The organism is Celerinatantimonas sediminis (genome assembly GCF_046054195.1).
In the GTDB taxonomy this organism is placed as follows: Bacteria; Pseudomonadota; Gammaproteobacteria; order Enterobacterales; family Celerinatantimonadaceae; genus Celerinatantimonas.
Genome location: NZ_JBEQCS010000001.1, coordinates 336,378 through 355,870 on the forward strand (window position 1 = coordinate 336,378; position 19,493 = coordinate 355,870).

Below are 19,493 nucleotides of genomic sequence, written 5' to 3' on the forward strand. Positions count from 1 at the left end.
GGTGAATGAGATGGCTGAGCGAGAAGCTCAGCCAACGGAGCTTAAGATTCCAGCGGTGCGCGCCAGTCATCTGAGCCTGATGTGCCGGCAATATCGTGTGACCAATCGATTTTGCGATACGACAGGGAGACTTCAATCAGCTGTGTGAAATCTGTTTTAGTAGGGTCCTGACAATGTGGCATCTGGGCATCAATATTGACGATGGTGGAGTCAGTCAGGGTGGTGGTGAAGAAATGTTCCTGTTTACCTTCGACAGATGTGCGATACCAGTTTAAGGTCACTGTGGTGAGCATTTCCCCAGACGCCAGGGCGTTGTACAGCAGTGGAACGGCTTTATTCAGAGCTACGGTAAATTTAAACGGTTTGTGCACCCGTTGGCCAGAAGGCTGACCGGATTGAGGGTCGGTTGGCACGGTGACAATGTGTTTAAATTCCTGGACCAGCATTTCATCTTCGTGGCCTTCCACATAGATGTTGCCGACAGAGTCAGCAGTAAATGCACCGGCAGTAATATTGCCTTGAGTTTTTCCTTCGATGGAAATATAACAAGGAGTTGGCATGGATGTATTCCTCTTATCTTTTTATTGATGAAAACATAAAAAGTAAGTCAACATCCATGCCAGCTTTTTCAAAACTATAACTACTTGTTTTAATTAAAAATTCAATTTTACAGAAAAATCTCATTGTGAATGCTGAGCAAGAAGTTGCCCAGATCGAGCAAGAAGTTGCCCAGCGAGCAAGAAATTGCTCGGTCGTTTTTTAATCAATCATTGAGCTCAAGGCAAACTTCGGCGGTTTTTTATACCATTTTGAAACTGAGCGAGTGATTATTTAGACAATTAAAACAGCATTGATTCATTCGAATCTTTAGGTGTTTGTTGAAAGCTTAATCGGTTTCAGATTAGAGAAATCCTCATGTATTGAATGCTTAATTGAACAGCGAGCTTATTGTAATCGGCTAAGTAAGTTCTGGTGAACGGCTGCAGTTTGGCTCGACAGTTTGCGATTGACCTTGTTCAAGGTACTTTCTTAAAAAACGCAAATATTACCAATAAGCTGGTATGGCTAGCCTATAAATTGGCTACAGAGGCTCTGTTATATGCAGAACATGATTGCTATAAAGAAGGATAAAATCTAAAAACTGTGTTGTGGCAATCAAAGGTAATTAACGCTGCCAGAATTGGTCAATCAATTCGCTCAGCAGTTCGCTGATATGTTCTTCTTCTTCATCTAAATTTAATGACCAATGTTCGAGATATCGTTTAGCTTGGGTGTGACTCAGTCGGTGCTGACCTAGCCAGTATTCTATCTCTGGCAGTTGCTTGTCATAGCGAGGGATAAGAGTCCATTGCAGCGCTTGTCCGCCGAGTCGATTAAATGGCTCTAATGCAAACTGGCAGAACCTCTCTACATGCTCAACGCCGTCAGGGCCGAGGCAACCGGGTTCGATACGCATAGTCAGTTGTAAAGGCGGTAACGACTTGGCCACTGAAATAATATCTCTTGGTTAAATAAGTTTTCGTGCTCCAATTATAGCGGCAATCATTTGTATGTGTTGAATAAATCCAACTGTTAAAAATGATTTGTTAAAATACGGTTGAAATTATGTAACGTCATCCTTATTTAGGAGATCAGAGAAAAGCTTTTAGGTATTTCTTGGCAACGAGGCTAAAAATTTAGAATGAAAAATATTTGTGATGTTCATCACAAAAACTTGCACTCTGATCAATTTTTACGCTATAATTTGTGACAAGGATCACGAAGAAGGAGGCGTTTATGAGCCGCAAAACAAAAAATACGTTGAAAGAGGTTGCTCTGTTAGCTGCATTGTTCAGCGCGACTTCTGCTGCAGTTTTTGTTGAAACTCTTAGCTGGGTTTAATCAACAAAAAGCTAACCAAAGAATTACATATGATAACGGCGAGCCAATGGTTCGCCGTTATTTTTTTATCTGCAGAAAAAGCACTCTTCTTCACCACACTAAAATCTCAAAGCCATGATTTGTTAACTACACTCAAGTTAAGTCTCAAAGAGGACGGATAACCAAATCAAGGATGAAAGAGATGAAAAATAACTCCCTGTTATGTGCACTAGGTGCCGCTCTTTTGGGGTGCTCACTTGCAAGTCATGCTGCAGATGTGAATGTTGGTGACTATATTGCGCTGCCCGATGGGATGAACTTAGTCGCGTTGTATGGCCAATATAGTGAATCTGACAAATTAAAGGTAGATCCTAGCCCAACCTATTCTGACAAAACGAGTTTGCGTTCCCAAATCGGTATTTTCCGTGCGATCCATTTCATGGATGTGGGCGGATTTACCATTGATCCTCAAATCTTAGTTCCGTTCGGGAAAATCTATGATGTCCACCAAAACAGTGACACGGCTATCAGCGGTGCAACGGGTATTGCAGACCCAATCGTGGGCGGTACGTTATGGCTCGTTAATCAACCGAATGCTGGTAACTATGGCCGTTATTTAGGCATTACACCGCTGGTGTATGTTCCTATTGGTCAATATGACAAAAATAAAGCGGTCAATCTTGGCCAAAATCGCTGGCGTTGGGATTTGCAGGTCGGTTATATCGAACCATTATGGGTCAATCAGTCACTGGAACTAAACCTTGGGGCTATCGTTTATGGTGACAATGACGACTATTATGGCAATAGCAAACTTGAGCAGGATCCAACCTACAGTTTGCAAAGCAACTATGTCTTTAGTTTTAGCCAGTCCACCCGGTTGGCGATTGGTTACGCTGCTTATTGGGGCGGGAAACAAAAGGTTGATGGTTCCTATAGCGGTTTAAAAACAGATTACGGTCAAGGACGCATTGAATATCAGCAAATGGTGACTCAGAAAATTCAGTTCAGTGGCCAACTTACCCATGATTTTCATCGCACTGGTGGTTATCAGCAACAACTTGGGATGAATTTCAGAATCGCCTATATCTTTTAATCGGTTGGGGCTTAAGCTTGGCCCCAGTTCTCTTCTTCGATGATTTTCACTTTTCTCAACATCTAGCAAACGTTACTCTTAATCTATTCAAAATCGTTAAACGACATCACCATGTTATATTTTTATCAGAGCAATCAGCTGGATGTGCTTGCCGGACTGATTGGTCCGTTAATGGCGCAAAATAGATTATCGAATCCACTGATGCGCGAGCAAGTCCTTGTGCAAAGCCCTGGTATGGCGCAGTGGCTTAAATTGGAACTGGCAAGGCAGTTGCGGGTGAGCGCCAATATTGATTTTCCGCTTCCCGCGAGCTTTATCTGGCAGATGTTTCATGTTGTGTTGGATGATGTGCCTGAGCAAAGTCCGTTTAATAAGCAGGCCATGGCGTGGCGGTTAATGCGCATCTTGCCTGAGCAACGTGATGACGCAAGTTTTGCCCCGTTATTTCAATACCTTACCGATAACGTTGAAAATCAAGCGCGCAAGCTGTGGCAACTGTGCGAAAAAATTGCGGACTTATTTGACCAATATCTTGTGTATCGGCCGAACTGGATGAGCAGTTGGGAAGCCGGTGATGATCTTGAATTAATTAGTAAAACCCAACCTTGGCAGCCCAAGCTTTGGCGATTGTTAGTCGATGATACGGTTGCCAAGATGGATAGCCCTTATCATCGCGGCAATTTATTCAGCGATTTTATTGAGCGCTTAACGCTTGGCACCCCTGTGAGTGGTTTGCCTGAGCGAGTCTTTATCTTTGGTATTTCTGCTCTGCCGCCCGCTTATTTAAAAGCGTTGCAGGCATTAGCTCATCATATCGATATTCATCTATTTTTTGGCAACCCTAGCCGCGAATATTGGGGGGATGTGCGCGATGAGCTAGCTTTAGCAGGGAACCCGCTATTGGCATCAATGGGGAAATTGGGGAGCGATTACCTGGAACTGCTGGCCGAAACGGATAAACAGGAGCTTGATTTAGAGCTATTTATTGAGCCTGTCGGCGAGACGATATTAGCCACCTTGCAACGCGATATATTACATTTAGAAAATCCAATCGACCCAATGGCTTGGCAAGACAGCCAGCATAAACGGCTCGCTAAGTTTGAAGATAACAGCGTCCGATTTATGAGCTGTCATAGCGCTCGGCGCGAATTAGAAGTGTTGCATGACTCGCTGTTAGCTATGTTTGAAGCCGACCCTGAGCTGACTCCCCGTGATGTGATAGTGATGGCAGCGGATATTAATGCCTATAGCAGCGCCATCGAAGCTGTTTTTGGCTCTGTCGATGAGGCGCACTATATTCCTTATGCGATTTCTGATCGCAGTGCCCGCGATGAAAGCCCATTATTACAAAGTTTTATCGAGCTGTTAGCGCTACCGACATCGCGCTCAAGTGCCAGTGGATTGTTAACACTGCTTGAGGTGCCCGCCATTGGCCGCCGTTTTGGTATCGCTCCAGAGAAGTTGCCCCAGCTGCGCCAGTGGGTGATTGAATCAGGCGTGCGCTGGGGGCTTGATAAAACTGATATGCAGCGCTGGTCAAATCCTGATGACAGTGAGCAAAACTCATGGCTGTTTGGCTTAAAACGAATGCTGTTGGGTTATGCAATGGCAAGTGACACCTTGGTAAAAGATGTGTTGCCTTATCCTGAAAGCCAAGGTTTGAGCGCCGAACTGGTGGGTCTATTAGCCGATTTTATCGATGCGCTCATTACACTTCGCAATGCCCTTTTGGAAAATGCCGATTACCAGCTTTGGCAGCAGCGCCTGTTGTGGATAGTCGACACTTTTTATGAGTTTGATGAGCCTGAACTGTTCGATCAACAGCGTTTGCAACAACTGATTGAACAGTTGTATGAAAGTGCTGAAAGCTGTGACTATCGCGCCGATATTGATGCGATGATCATCCACGATTATGCGCGCGCGCAGTTAAGTAACGCCTCTGGTAGCCAGCGATTTTTGGCCGGTCCCATCAATTTTTGCACATTGCTACCGATGCGAGCCATTCCATTTAAAGTGGTTTGCTTGCTCGGAATGAATGATGCCGATTATCCGCGTAATGTTCCCAATGTCGGTTTTGATTTAATGGCGGAAAATCCCATGCAGCGGGGCGATCGTAGCCGCCGAGAAGATGATCGCTACCTCTTTTTAGAGGCTCTGTTGGCCGCTCAGCAGCAGCTTTATATCAGTTATGTCGGGCGAAGTGTCAATGATAATAGCCCGCTTGAGCCATCTGTATTGGTCAGTGAGCTGCGCGATTATTTGGGGCAAAGCTTTGCCCTTGAGAGCGATTTGCCACTTGATAGTGACCAGTCAGCCGAGCGTTTGCTCGCTCATTTAACCCTAGAGCATCCGTTGCAGCCATTTAGTCCAGAGTATTTTCGCCCTGGGGAAAATTACTTTAGCTATCATCCTCGCTGGCTTTCAGCGGCTCGCGCACTGGATGGGCAGTTTGATAAAAGCCATCCGGTGATAGAGCAAAAATTAACCCAACCGATGCCACTTGATGAGCCGTTAAGTTATCAAGATTTACAGCAGTTTGTGCGAGCCCCTAGCGAATGGCTGTACAAACGGCGATTAAATATTTATTACCCCAACTTAGAAGAGCAATTGGTTGAGGCTGAGAGTTTTAATTTAAGTGGCTTAGCTCGTTATCAATTGGATGAGCAATTGCTTGGTGCGCGTTTGCAAGATAGCGCGTTTGATGAGGTTAGCCAGCGCTTAAAAGCCAGTGGTCATTTACCGCATGGCGAATTTGGCTCCTTGAGTGTTGAAAAACGTTGGCAGTCACTTGACCCGTTAGTGGGCCGATTAGCGCAATTGCCAGCGTTAAGTCCGAGTCGTTGGGCGGTGCGCCTTGAGCCGCTATCAGTTGAACTTCCGGCGATTCATGGCTGGCTAACGAGCCAAAGCGCAGAGGCTTTAGTTGGTTTTCGCCCTGGTAAATTGCGCGCTCAAGATAAATTACTGGCTTGGCTCGATTATCTCATGGCCTGTTTAAGTGATGCGATTCCTACCGACAATTATCTTTTAGGCATTGATGAGGCAATTAGCTTTTCACCTATAGAGCCATCTGTGGCGGCAGAATATTTAAGCCAATGGCTGATTGCACTTAAAATTGCCTGGCAGGAGCCATTTTTGTTCCCAACGCAAGCGCTCTGGTTGTATGTCGAACATGCTTGGGATGACACCCGCGCAAGCCTTAGTGAAGATAGTGCGGTGCTCTCAGATGCGCTTAATCGCGCCCTTACTCATTATCAAGGGGAATTTGGCGAGGTGAATAATCGTTATATTTATCAGTGGTTGGGTGATGACTTTAGCCAATCCTGGCAGGAGCTTGAACCATGGGTGATTAAATTGTTGGTGCCGATGAAGCGTTATGTGACGGAGTTTGATGATGAGTGAGCGTTTAGAGCTAACCACATTTGCATTAACTGGTGCGCGGTTAATTGAAGCCAGTGCGGGCACTGGCAAAACGTTTACCATTAGCGCTTTGGTGTTACGGTTGTTGCTTGGCGATGATGCGCATCGTGCGCCGCTTAACATCGACCAAATTTTGGTGGTGACTTTTACCGAGGCGGCAACTGCCGAGCTTCGCGGACGCATTCGCGCGCGTATCCATCAAGCTCGCTTGGATTTTTTACGTGGTCATTCGGATGATTTTCTAACGCGCCATCTGATTGAACAAAGCTGTGATCGCGCCATGGATGCGGAACGGTTACTGCTTGCTGAACAGAATATGGACCAAGCGGCGGTGTTTACCATCCATGGCTTTTGTCAGCGAATGCTTAAAGAGCATGCGTTTGAAAGCGGGATTGCCTTTGAAAGTGAATTTTTAACCTCTGAATCAACGCTGCGACTTAGAGCCGTAGAAGATTGTTGGCGTAGCCGCTTTTATCCTCTTGCAAAAAGTTTAATTGCACGGGTAATGAGCTTTTGGAGCGAGCCTAAAGCGCTGTTGAGTTCGTTGCAAAGTGTGCTCTCACAGCCACAACTGAATCTCAGTGGTATCAATGTCGATACCGATCCTGCCGATTGGTTTAATGAACGGCTTGCGGCTATCAGCCAATTTAAGTTGCGTTGGCAAACCGAGTTTGATGGTCTGCTTGAGGCACTTGATGCCGCTGACCTTGATAAGCGCAGCTACAGCAAGCGTAATTTGCCCAAATGGTTAGATGAAATGCATCAGTTCGCCAGTGAACCGACTCAAAATGAGCAATTGCCTAAAAATATTGCTCGATTTGGGTCAATTATGCTGGGGGAAAAGACTAAAACCGGTGAGCTGCCAGCCCATCCGTTAATTAGTGCAGTAGATAAGCTGCTCGAAGATGACGTTGATCTTAAATCATTGCTTTTAAAACGCTTGATTCCGCAGATCCGTGAGCGCTTTGCACAGCTCAAATTGCAGCTGCAACAGCTTGGGTTTGACGATCTATTAACGATTCTTGCCGATGCGTTAAGCACTGATAATGAGCACGTTTTAGCTCAGCATATTCGCAGTCGCTATCCGGTGGCGATGATCGATGAGTTTCAAGATACAGACCCGCAGCAATATCGAATTTTTAGCACCATTTATGCGCTCGATGAGAGTGCTGATACGGGCCTGTTTTTGATTGGCGACCCTAAGCAGGCCATCTATGGCTTTCGCGGCGCGGATATTTTTACTTATATGCAGGCTCGCCGACAGGTGAGCGCCCATTACACCTTGCCGACTAACTATCGCTCAAGCGGCGCGATGGTCAATGCGGTCAATCAATTGTTTTTGTTTCATGACAATCCTTTTATTTATCGTGATGCCATTGAGTTTATTGCCGTTGATAGCGGTGAAAAAAATCGCCAAAGCCAAGGGTTGAGTATCGATGATAAGAGCGTTCCGGCACTGTCGTTTCGGGTTGCGGATAACGGTGCTCCAAGTTTAAATAGTCGTGATTATCAGCAGTTGCAAGCTCGCGATTGTAGCGCACAAATTCATCAGTGGCTGCAATTAGGACAACTCGATGAAGGCGCTGCTGGCAAGCGAGCGGTGCAGGCTAAAGATATTGCAGTATTGGTTCGAACCAACCGGGAAGGGCAATTGATTGCGCAGGCTTTAGATAAACTGTCGATTGCCTACGTGCTGCGAGCCAACCGCGATAGCGTCTTTGAAAGTGATGAAGGCTATCAGCTTTATTTGCAGATGGCGGCAGCGCTAAATCCTAATGATGAGCGAATGTTACGCGCAGCATTAGCTGTGCCATTGTTGGGGTATCAGATTAGTCAGCTCGAAGAGCTTAATTTAGATGAGCTACGCTGGCAGCAATGTGTGGATGAATACCTTCATTATCAGCGCATTTGGCAGCGCCGCGGCATTTTGCCGATGCTTTATCGCTGGTTAGAACAGCGTGATATTGCCGCACGGATTTTAACGGAGCGCGCCGGTGAGCGCCAATTAACGAATCTGTTGCATTTAGGCGAACTATTGCAAAGCCAAGCGCAGCAACTGGATTCTCCCGCAGCCCTGCTACGCTGGTTCGCTCAACAGTTACTTAGCCCTGAAAGCGGCGCTGATGAAACGCAAATCCGTTTAGAAAGTGACGCAAAACGGGTGCAGATTGTGACGATTCATAAGAGTAAGGGGCTTGAGTATCCGATTGTGTCGTTGCCATTTATGCTCAGTTATCGCAGTGCCAAAGAGGCTATTTATCACGATAACGGCGAGCTAACTTTGGCACTTGATGGCAATGATGATGCCAAACAAAGCGCAGATCAAGAGCGACTTGCTGAAGACTTGCGACTGCTTTATGTCGCGCTGACTCGCTCTAAATACCACTGCAGTGTGGGGGTTGGGGCGTTGAGCGCCAGAGCCAATAAAAAAGGAACAACCAGCATTGAAAATAGTGCCCTTGGATTTTTATTGCAGCATGGTGAACAGGGCACTAAGGCCACATTAATGGATTCGCTTGATAAGCTTTCGCAAAGCTGTCCGGATATTGGTTATAGCAACACCGTTGATCATTGGCCCGAGCCATTGGTTGAGAGTCATGATAGCTTTGAGAGCTTAACGGCGCGTCAGTTGACTCGCAAGATTCGCTCTAACTGGTGGTTGACCAGTTATTCGGCATTGTCATCTCAACATGGGCAGTGGGATGCCTCAGCAGAGTTGGCTTGGCTGGATAAAACTATCATCGATGATGAAGCAGATAGTGAAGATGACATTCTTGATGTTTTTCATTTTGCACGCGGGGCTCAGGCCGGAACGTTTTTACACAGCGTTTTTGAATTAATTGACTTTCAAGCCGATGCTGAAGAGGTTCAATCCATGCTGCTACCATTGATGGCGCGTGCCGGATATGACGAAAAATGGCTGGATGTGATTTGTCAGCTTCGAGCCAATGTGCTCGGTGTCCCTCTTGATGATGAAGGCGCTCATGACGCGTTTTGCTTAGGACAAATTTTGCCTCAGGCTCGCTTGGCCGAGATGGAATTTGTGATGCCTCTTGGTTTGCTTCAGGCAAGCCAACTCAATCAAATGCTGAGCCGTTATGATGCGCTCAGCCAACAAGCTCATCCGCTTCGTTTTGAGCAAATTCAAGGGATGCTCAAAGGGTTTATCGACTTGGTGTTTTGTGTCGAAGGCCGTTATTACGTGCTCGATTATAAATCAAACTATTTAGGCGATAGCGCTAGTGATTACAATCGCGCTGCGATGGAGCAAGCGATGATTGAACATCGCTATGATTTTCAGTATCAAATATATGCGCTCGCGCTGCATCGGTTCTTAGCTCAGCGTATTGAGGACTATGATTACCAACAACATTTTGGCGGTGTGTATTATATTTTTATGCGCGGCGTTACCAATCAGGCTAACACTCAAACGCAAACTGGCGTTTATTTCTCAAGACCATCCGAGGCGTTTCTTAACGCTCTGGATGACTTGTTTCAAGGAGAAGGCGCATGAGTGACTGGCAAAATGTGTTAACTCAACTTCGCGAACAAGAACATCTACGCTCACTGGATTGGCACTTTGCCAAATTCATGCAAAGTTTGGGTGCTGAACCTGCGATTGCGCTGGCTGCGGCTTTAACCAGTAAAGCGCTAAGTCGAGGGGACAGTTGTCTGCCGATTGATATGTTGTGCGCAGAGCTTGAAAGTTATGGTGTGGATTGCGAGAGCTCCGAGTGGGAGCGCTGGCTAAATGAAAGCTCGCTGGTTGGTGCAAATCAGCCGCTGGTCTTTGATCTGCAGCGATTGTACTTAAATCGCTACTGGCAATATGAGCGTCTGTTAGCCGAGCGTTTAGCTGTATCGCCAGTTACCAAAGGTTTTGCACCCTCGAAAGTGAAGCCGATTTTAAATCGATTATTTGGTGAGGTAAGTGCGCAAACAGATTGGCAGCGGGTTGCTGCAGCGCAGGCTTGTCAGCGCCAGTTATTGGTCATCAGTGGTGGCCCAGGAACCGGTAAAACGACTACGGTGACCCGATTGTTGGCGCTTATTCAAGAGCTCGCGATTAAAACCCAAGGGCATTCACTGGAAGTCGCGCTGGTGGCTCCCACGGGTAAAGCGGCGGCGCGGCTCAGTGATTCGATTGCCCAAGCGCGCTTAGCGTTATCATCAAGCCCTGCTGAAGTGGTTGAGGCTATTCCCTATCACACCAGTACTATTCACCGTCTGTTAGGCGTTATCCCCGGACGCAGTCAGTTTGTGCATAATGCTCACAATCCATTGCTGGTGGATTTGCTGGTGGTCGATGAAGCATCAATGATTGATTTGTCCTTGATGACCCATCTGTTCGATGCGCTGTCAGCGGACACGAAAGTGATTCTATTAGGCGATCGCGATCAGTTGGCATCGGTTGAAGCCGGATCGGTCTTGGCCGATATCTGTGAATTCATTGATGCGGGGCTAAGTCCGTCACTTGTTGATTATTTAAACCGCTGCGGCGCCGCATCGCTTATAGCGGGTAGCGAGGTACTGCCGGTGGTTGCCGATAATCTGGTGATGCTGCGTAAAAGTTATCGCTTTAATGAGCGCTCAGGAATCGGCCAGTTGGCTCGTTCAGTGAATCAGGGCAATGGCGAGCGTGCGATGCGCTATCTTAACGATACCCACTTTAGTGATATTGATTGGCGCGCTTTAAGTGAGCAGAGCTATCGCTATATGCTGGAGCGTTGCACTCAAGCATGTTCGGTTTATCTGAAAATGTTGCGTGAAGGCCAGCCTCTTAAGAATGTTTTTCAGGCCTTTCATCAGTTTCAATTATTGGTGGCGCTGCGCCAAGGTGATTTTGGCGTAGAAGGCATTAATCAACGCTTGCAGCGGCAGTTATTTTCGCAACAGTTGTTAGATGAGTCCTCGGGCTGGTGCTCTGGAATTCCGGTGATGGTGCAAGCCAACGACCATGTGCAGCAGTTATATAACGGCGATATTGGTATTTTTGCCAAAAATTCAGATGGTACGTTGATGGTGGCATTTGAAAGCGCTGAAACAGAGGATGGCATTCGCTGGGTGTTGCCCGCTCGCCTGCCAGAGCATGAAATTGCGTTTGCTATGACAGTGCATAAAAGTCAGGGCAGTGAATTTGCCGAAGTACTGATGTTACTGCCTGCTCATGGCGGAGCAAATCCAACTCGTGAGCTTTTATATACCGGGATTACCCGGGCTCGAAACCACTTTTCACTGATTTGTGATGAGCCAAGCCTGAAACGCGCCTGTGCCCATCGCACTAAACGCCGCTCTGGGTTAACGCAGCGTTTAGCCGCAATGACTTAAGCTCATCTGCGCGAAATTCTTAACGCTAGGTGCGCTAATGACTCTAGGGGCTGCTACGCTTTTGTGGTTTAATTTTATTCAAACAACCCAAAGGCCAACCGCCCCTCACTATCAATTGAGAACTTCGGTCATCGTTGGCAAAGATAAAAGAGTAGGTCAAACTGCTTTTTAGATTTCTCAAAAGGAAACCAAAATGACTCGTTACCTGCTAGCCGTTGTAATTTGGACGCTTAGTTGTAGCTCGCTTTGGGCCAATGAGCTGCTTTTAGAGCGCTCCGGTTCGCCATTTAGCTATGCCGAGCTAATCAACCAGGCAAAGGCGCTCAGCGCCAAACCCTATAAAGAACCTTCAAATCAATACAGCGATATTATTCACTCTATTGATTATGAAGCGCTGTTACATGTTAAATACAAACCTAATAAAACCGTCTATGTTGGCAAGATGCCGATTCAATTTTATCCTTTAGGGCGGTTATTTCCCCGTTCGGTCCATATCGCGCAAATTAAAGATGGCAAAGTTTACCCGTTTGTTTATCAGCGGGAAAATTTCACAATGCCCAAAGATAGCCCGCTGGCCAAGTTACCCAAAGATATCGGTTATGCTGGGTTTTCGGTGATGGAGCCTGATTTGTCTCATTTTTGGGGAAGTTTTTTAGGCGCGTCTTATTTTCGCATGCGCGGTAATCTTAAACAGGAAGGGTTATCTGCCCGTGCTTTAGCGCTTAACTCCGGGATTGCTGGTGTGAAAGAGCAATTTCCATACTTTACCCATTTTTGGTTGCAAGCGGATGGCAAAAATCCCGATCAACTAATTGTTTACGCGTTGCTTGAATCTAAAAGTGTCACCGGAGCTTATCAGCTGACACTTAACAACAATGCGCAAAAAGGCCAAACGGTCACGATTGATAGCCATCTGTTTTTTCGCCACAGTGTTAAACAGGTTGGCATTGCACCACTTTCGAGTATGTATTGGTACTCGCAGAGCAATCGTAATAGCGTCTTTGATTGGCGCGGCGAAGTGCATGACTCCGATGGCTTAGCCATTCAAACGAGTCATCATCAGTTTATTTGGCGTCCTTTGAATAACCCGCATCAGCCATACAACCATACGTTTGCGCTAAAAAATGTCGCGGGATTTGGGCTCATGCAGCGCGATCGCAACTTTGACCATTATCAGGATGGCTTGGTCTTTTACGAGCGCCGACCATCAGTGTGGATTGAACCGCTTGATGGTACTTTTGCCAACGGTCATGTGCATTTAGTTGAGCTGCCAACGCCTCGAGAAACCAACGATAACATTGTGCTTTATTATAAACCGGCTCAGGCCATCACGCCTGGGCGAGATCTTCATTTTAAATATCGAATGCTCTGGAATGACAGGCCTTTGCCTAAATCGTCTGATAAGTTTGCCAAAGTGGTGGCAACTCGAATCGGTCAAGGCGGGTTAGCAGGCATGCCACCGCATGATGGCCCGATTAAAGTGGTGATTGATTTTAAAGGCGGGGCGCTTAAAGTGCTTCACTCAAAAGAGCTTGATAAAGTAAAGGTTAAAACGACGTTTTCGCGAATTGCTCCTGAGCACGTGGAAACAAAACCACTGGCGAATGGCATTTTGCGTGTGAAGTTTGATATCGATGCATCTAAACCAAACCCTGGCGAGGTTGCTCTTTATTATGATGGCAAACTCATCTCTGAGCGTTGGCTGAATCGGTTATACACTCCGCTGTTTAATCGCTCCCATCGTTAGGGGCTGTTGACCTTTTGTGATTGGTTTTGCAGCAATCTGAGAGGAATTTAGGCAAATAAACGTTGTGCCAGAGTCATCTGGCACAACTTCGGTTAATTTAGGTATTTAAACCAATCTAAATCTGGACCATCTGGAATGATCTGGGTTGGATTGAGCGCTTTAATTGAGTAATACCCAGTTTTGATATGCTCAATATTGGTATTTTTGGCAAAGGCATCAATTTGGATGAGGTCGTGAAAATAGCGATTCAAATGGGTGAAGTCGCTGATACGTTGGCGATTTGCTTTAAAAATTCCATAGTAGGCAACATCAAAGCGCGCCAAGGTGACAAATAATCGAATATCGCTTTCGCTAAGTTGCTCGCCAAATAGGTAACGCTGGTGGGCTAAGCGTTCTTCGAGTTCATCTAACATCGAAAAAATGTTCTGATAGGCTTCATCATAAGCTTTTTGTGATTGAGCAAAGCCCGCCTGATAAACCCCATTATTTAATTTGCGATAGATGCGCTCATCCAGTTCATCCATCTGTGCACTGAATGACTCTGGGCGTAGGTTAAAGTCACTTTGATGAAGCTCTCGCAAGTCATCGTTGAGGATTTTTAGTAAATCAGCCGACTCATTATTGATGATGCAGCGTTTCTCGTTATCCCAAAGCACTGGCACAGTTGCGCGGCCAGTAAAGTGTGGATCGCTCAATGTATAGAGCTCGTGCATGTAGTTAAATTCTACTTCGCTTTTGGCTGTGGCTCCTGGAAAATCCGTAAATTGCCAGCCATAGTCGGTGAGTGTGGGCGCAACAATTTTTACGGGAAGGTAATCTTCTAGGCCAAATAGTGAGCGCGCAATTAATACGCGGGTGGCCCACGGACAAATTAGCGCAACATACAATGTATAGGGACGTTCGCCATTTTTTAGCCTCGCGACAGATGTAGCGTCCAGACGTTGTCGAAAGCTGCTGGTTTGACGGATAAACCGACCATCTTTATCCTGCTTCTGGACTGGATCCCATTTTTTCTGCCACTGACCATTGACTAACATACGCTTCCATCTTTGTTTTGTTGTACAAATTCTATGGTTTTAGGGTAACGATAGTGGCATGATTAAACAATTTCTGCTTTTATTGAAATAATGTTCAAAATTATTTAACAATCATGGATAAACTCAATTTAATGAATAGCTTTGTGCATGTTGCAGAGCTGCACTCGTACACAGCTGCCGCGGCGAAGTTAAATAAAACCAAAGCGTTGATGAGCACCCATATTCGCCAACTTGAAGAGTCATTGAATGTGCGATTAATTTCGCGCTCGACTCGAGGTTTCACTCTTACCGATGCAGGTCAGCGTTATTATCAACGAGCGCGTCAGATCCTTGATGAAATCAGTGAAATGGAAGTGGGCTTGCGCGAAGGTGAACAGCAGATGGCCGGACGGTTGCGGGTCTCGGTGCCGAACACTTTCGGTGAACAAGTGATGATGGGATTTATCAGTGAGTTTATTGAACGTTATCCGAAGATGAATGTTGAAGTACTGCTAAGCGATCAATACGTCGATTTAGTCAGTCAAGGGTTTGATTTAGCCATTCGGATTGGCCATCTTAAAGATTCGACCATGATTGCGCGTGAACTGGGTGTGAGTCGTTCCGTGTTAGTGGCATCGCCCAAGATGGTTGAAGGCGTTAGAATTGAGAAGCCGGATGATTTAACGGGCTTTCCGATGGTCTTTGATAGCAACTTAAAAAGTGAACGCCAACGGTGGGTTGCAAGCTTCGATGGTGAGCAATATTTGCTTGATTTAAAACCGGTGGTTTATGTCAATAGTGCCAGAGCCAGCGCGGAGCTAGCCTGTCGAAATATTGGTGTCGCGTTATGTCCGCTGTTTGCGGCCAAACCTTTTTTAGATTCTGCTGAGTTAGTGCAGCTTTTATCTGATTATAATTTTGGCCACGTGCCCATTAATGCCGTGTACCCAAATCGTCAGCAGCTATCGGTTCGAGCGCGCTACTTTATCGATGAGTTCAGTGCTTATCTGGAGCAAGACTGGCCATGTAGCAGCCATTAAAAAAGGGCTCTGCGAGCCCTTTTCATCTTAACTTAAATGATTATGAGTTGTAGGCGTTTTCGCCGTGGCTATTAAGATCCAGCCCTTCGCGTTCAACTTCATTATCAACACGCAGGCCCACAATCAGGTCAGCAATTTTAAGTGCGACAAAGCTAACTACGCCGGACCAAACCAGAGTAATGACAACGCTTACCAACTGAACCCAAACCTGATGTCCCATGGTCACGCCTTCAGCATAGCCTGTGCCGCCTAAAGAGCTTGCAGTAAAGACACCAGTTAAGATACAGCCGACAATACCACATACGCCGTGACAACCGAAGACATCACACGCATCATCAACACGCAGCCATTTTTTCAGGCAAGTTACACCCCAAAAGCCTGCAACACCTGCGATTAAACCAATAATCAGAGCGCCACCGACACCTACGGTACCCGCAGCTGGAGTGACTGCAACGAGGCCAGCGATACAACCTGAACTTGCGCCCAACAGTGAAGGTTTGCGACGGATGAACCACTCAACAAAGCTCCATGACAAAATAGCGCCTGCTGTTGCAATCACAGTGTTTAAGAAGGCAAGACCGGCTGTGGCATTGGCAGAAACTGCACTACCTGCGTTAAAGCCAAACCAGCCAATATAAAGGATACTCGCACCGATGAAGACCATTGGCAGGTTGTGTGGTTTGAGAGAATCTTTACCAAAGCCAACACGTTTACCAACCATGTAAGCACCCACTAAACCAGCTGTTGCAGCGTTGATATGCACTACTGTCCCGCCAGCGAAATCAAGTGCGCCATCATGTGCTAAATAGCCGCCGCCCCAGACCATGTGAGCAATTGGCAGGTAAGCAAAGGTGAACCACAGCGCTGCGAAAATTAAAACCGCGCTAAAGCGAATTCGTTCGGCAAAAGCACCTACGATTAACGCAACGGTAATAGTGGCAAATGAACATTGGAAAGCAATAAAGATATATTCATAGATGCTGCCAGAGACTGAATCCGGTGCGATGCCTTTAAGTAAGAACGCATCAAAGCTTCCGAAAAATGAGCCCCCTGGAGTAAAGGCTAAGCTGTAACCATAGATGAACCACAAGACGCAAATCAGCGCGAAACTGACCATCACCTGAGCCAGCATGGATAAGACGTTTTTAGAACGTAACAGACCACCGTAAAAGAGTGCGATTCCAGGAACCGTCATAAACAGCACAAGGGCCGTACAGATCATCATAAATGCATTATCGGCACCACTGGCGGCTGTCGTACCAGCCATTGCCATGGTGGGCAATAACGCACTTGCGACCAATGTTGACTTGGCAATACGTTTTATCATTATTACTTCATCCATTTGATTATAAGGTATCGAGAAATCTGCATGTGCTATTTCTCAATGACCCAGTCAATTGATTTATGCTGGTACATAAGACGTTAATGAGGCTCAGCCTTTGTACTCAGTTCCTCTTTTTCTCATAAATGCCATATTGCAGTGCGAGTGTTCTGCAAAGAGGCGCAAAATTAAAGCACAAAAGCGCTTTGCCTTAGAGCATTTACAAAAGATGTGCCATAAATTATTAGAATCTTTAAATTGATAATATCTATATGAATAATGGATATATTTTTCTTTAATGGTAAAAATGTGTAAATATTATAGGGAGAAAAAATCGTTGATTTGCACCAAATGGGATCGATTCAGGGGCTTTGTTTTGCACTTTATTGGGGCAACTTAAAATAAGTGTGCCCCTACTTTGTTTAACAATATGCTCGGGCCACCTGGCCACTGGTCATTAATCGATAGCTCGCTGTATAAGCGGGAATAAAGACTGATTCACCTTTGCCAATCGTGACTATGTCGCCATCGCTATGGGTGAGTTGAACGTTGGCATCAATAGCAAAAATGATCTCAGCACTATCACAGCTCAGGCGTTCATCACAATCTTGATAAACAGCAAAGCGAAAATCATCGACTGGAATGTGGTAGATATCACCATCACCATGTTGATGTGGCTGAATCAATAATTGAGCAGGATCTTTACTGACAAATTCGCAGCACGATAAAAGCTCAGGAATATCGATGTGTTTTGGGCTCAGGCCAGCTCGAATGACATTATCAGAGTTGGCCATAATTTCTAGGCCTGTTCCTTTAAGGTAGGCATGCGGTGTGCACGCATAAAGGAACATCGCATCCCCTGGTTGCAAGGTAATGACGTTGAGAATGAGTGGCGCAAATAAGCCAGTATCATCGGGATAGTGCTCTGAAAGCTCGTCAATCAAGGCGCATAGTGCGTCGTCTTGATGTGCTCTGGTGTATGCGAGTAGCTCTTCAAGGGCATGATGTTTATCTGCACCATCAAGACCAACGACACCGGTGAAAAACTGCGCAAGGCCTTGTTCATTCTGATTTTGTTTGAGCGTGTTTAATCGCGCCGCGAGCGTTGAAACATTTACTTTTTCAAATAATTCAATGATGGTTTTAATTGGCCGAAAACCATTCATTGCTTGATAAGGCGTCAGTGCAAAAACAAGCTCAGGTTTGTGGTTTGGATCTTTATAGTTGCGGTTTGGCGCTTTAATATCAATGCCAGCTTCTTGCTCTTTAGCGTAGCCTTGGCGTGCTTGTTCTAAGCTTGGGTGGACCTGAATCGATAGCGCTTGAGCGGCGCTTAGCACTTTAAATAAAAAAGGCAGCTCGGTAAATTCGCGATAGACGCGCTCGCCTAAGTAACTTTGCGGATCACGAGCAATTAGCTCGCTCAGTTTAACCATTTCTTCGGTTTTGGTTTCAAGAACCTGTGAACAACCATTGGGATGAGCGCCCATCCAAATCTCTGCCTGTGGTTGCCCGTCAGGATTGGCAATACCAAACAACGTATTTAAAGCTTCAGTGGTTCCCCAAGCATAATGCTGCATTGGGTTTTGCATGCGATAAAAATACTGAGTCTGAGATTTTGTCATCATATCCTTCCCTAGGCGCTAGCCAAACACTCATGATAGATCGGGGTAATTTTCGAAAACGAAAGCAATTCTAGCATCTTTGCTGATGATTATTGCGAGATGATCCCAAATCTCATGATCACTAAATACATTGTTCAAAAATTTAAAGCTGCATCCCATTTAGCCAAGCTGTATCTTTACCTCATCGAGATGCAGAGCGAGAGCCTGCTTTATACCAATTTATATAAGGGAGCATAACAATGAGCTTACTTCCAACTTTCTTTGTCTCACATGGTGGTGGCCCTTGGCCTTGGATGAAAGAGTTTGGCAATGCCTACGATATTCTGGCTAAATCACTTAAAGATATTCCAGCCTCTTTAACTGAGCAGCCAAAGGCGCTGTTGGTTGTAACGGCTCATTGGGAAGCGGTTGATTTTACGGTGTCAGGTTCAGCTAAACCAGGGATGATTTATGACTACTATGGTTTTCCCGATTATACCTATCAAATTCAATATCCAGCGCCTGGTCAACCTGAGCTTGCCGAGCAGGTAATTGAATTGCTCAGTCAGCATGATATTAAAGCTCGAAATGATAGCCAGCGCGGCTATGATCATGGCACGTTTACGCCTTTGGCGGTTATGTATCCACAAGCGAATATTCCAGTGGTGCAGCTTTCGTTAAAAGCGAACTTAAACACTGAACAACATTATGCTGCGGGCAGAGCGCTGCGCTCACTGCGTGAACAAGGGGTGTTAATTATTGGTAGTGGTTTAAGTTATCACAACTTGCGCCACTTTGATGCTTCAGCCTCAGCTCCATCTAAAGAGTTTGATGATTGGCTTTATGAAACACTGATGATGGATGATGAAGAAGCTCGTCACCAGCGGTTAAACCATTGGCAGCAAGCGCCTAGCGCGCGCATTGCTCAGCCGCGTGAAGAGCATTTACTGCCGCTGTGGGTTGCGCTCGGCGCTGCAAGTGATGGTAAAGCAAGCCGCATTTATTATGAAAATAAACTGTTTGGCGGCATTACTGCATCAAGCTATCGATTTGATTAATAACAA

Annotated in this window: 12 protein-coding genes; 7 read left to right on the top strand and 5 right to left on the bottom strand. The window is 45.9% G+C overall.

Going from position 1 to position 19,493, the window contains the following annotated elements:
- Positions 1–41: 41 nt before the first annotated feature.
- Together ABTQ23_RS01590 and ABTQ23_RS01595 are read right to left on the bottom strand one after the other, a co-directional pair.
- Positions 42–560 (bottom strand): Hcp family type VI secretion system effector, encoded by a 519-nt coding sequence (locus ABTQ23_RS01590; RefSeq protein ID WP_408613865.1) that lies wholly within the window; start codon positions 558–560, stop codon positions 42–44.
- A 605-nt stretch (positions 561–1,165) separates the two neighbouring features.
- Complete coding sequence (locus tag ABTQ23_RS01595; protein WP_408613866.1) at positions 1,166–1,489, bottom strand: hypothetical protein; 324 nt, start codon at positions 1,487–1,489, stop codon at positions 1,166–1,168.
- A 573-nt stretch (positions 1,490–2,062) separates the two neighbouring features.
- Here ABTQ23_RS01595 and ABTQ23_RS01600 point away from each other — a divergent pair.
- From ABTQ23_RS01600 to ABTQ23_RS01620, 5 genes are all read left to right on the top strand, one after another.
- On the top strand, positions 2,063–2,953 hold the full coding sequence (locus ABTQ23_RS01600) for a transporter (protein ID WP_408613867.1): 891 nt from the start codon (positions 2,063–2,065) through the stop codon (positions 2,951–2,953).
- Positions 2,954–3,064: 111 nt separating this feature from the next.
- Complete coding sequence (gene recC, locus ABTQ23_RS01605; RefSeq protein WP_408613868.1) at positions 3,065–6,355, top strand: exodeoxyribonuclease V subunit gamma; 3,291 nt, start codon at positions 3,065–3,067, stop codon at positions 6,353–6,355.
- Entirely contained in the window at positions 6,345–9,887 is a 3,543-nt protein-coding gene (recB, locus tag ABTQ23_RS01610) for an exodeoxyribonuclease V subunit beta (RefSeq protein WP_408613869.1), read from the top strand. The genes recC and recB overlap by 11 nt, the downstream gene beginning before the upstream one ends.
- Entirely contained in the window at positions 9,884–11,701 is a 1,818-nt protein-coding gene (gene recD, locus ABTQ23_RS01615; RefSeq protein WP_408613870.1) for an exodeoxyribonuclease V subunit alpha, read from the top strand. The genes recB and recD overlap by 4 nt, the downstream gene beginning before the upstream one ends.
- A 193-nt stretch (positions 11,702–11,894) precedes the next feature.
- On the top strand, positions 11,895–13,448 hold the full coding sequence (locus ABTQ23_RS01620) for an OpgD/OpgG family glucan biosynthesis protein (protein WP_408613871.1): 1,554 nt from the start codon (positions 11,895–11,897) through the stop codon (positions 13,446–13,448).
- A 92-nt stretch (positions 13,449–13,540) separates the two neighbouring features.
- Here ABTQ23_RS01620 and ABTQ23_RS01625 read toward each other — a convergent pair whose 3' ends face one another.
- The gene (locus tag ABTQ23_RS01625) at positions 13,541–14,485 is read right to left on the bottom strand and encodes a glutathione S-transferase family protein (RefSeq protein ID WP_408613872.1); all 945 of its coding nucleotides are present in this window, start codon (positions 14,483–14,485) and stop codon (positions 13,541–13,543) included.
- A 131-nt stretch (positions 14,486–14,616) separates the two neighbouring features.
- Between ABTQ23_RS01625 and ABTQ23_RS01630 the strand changes: the two genes are divergently transcribed.
- The gene (locus ABTQ23_RS01630; RefSeq protein ID WP_408613873.1) at positions 14,617–15,504 is read left to right on the top strand and encodes a LysR family transcriptional regulator; all 888 of its coding nucleotides are present in this window, start codon (positions 14,617–14,619) and stop codon (positions 15,502–15,504) included.
- A 40-nt stretch (positions 15,505–15,544) separates the two neighbouring features.
- Here the strand turns inward: ABTQ23_RS01630 and amtB are convergent, their stop codons facing one another.
- Both amtB and manA read right to left on the bottom strand, forming a co-directional pair.
- The gene (gene amtB / locus ABTQ23_RS01635; protein ID WP_408613874.1) at positions 15,545–16,831 is read right to left on the bottom strand and encodes an ammonium transporter AmtB; all 1,287 of its coding nucleotides are present in this window, start codon (positions 16,829–16,831) and stop codon (positions 15,545–15,547) included.
- A 416-nt stretch (positions 16,832–17,247) separates the two neighbouring features.
- On the bottom strand, positions 17,248–18,450 hold the full coding sequence (gene manA / locus ABTQ23_RS01640; protein WP_408614048.1) for a mannose-6-phosphate isomerase, class I: 1,203 nt from the start codon (positions 18,448–18,450) through the stop codon (positions 17,248–17,250).
- A 239-nt stretch (positions 18,451–18,689) separates the two neighbouring features.
- Here manA and ABTQ23_RS01645 point away from each other — a divergent pair, with 239 nt between their 5' ends.
- Positions 18,690–19,487, top strand: coding sequence for a DODA-type extradiol aromatic ring-opening family dioxygenase (locus ABTQ23_RS01645; RefSeq protein WP_408613875.1), 798 nt, complete (start codon positions 18,690–18,692; stop codon positions 19,485–19,487).
- Positions 19,488–19,493: the final 6 nt, after the last annotated feature.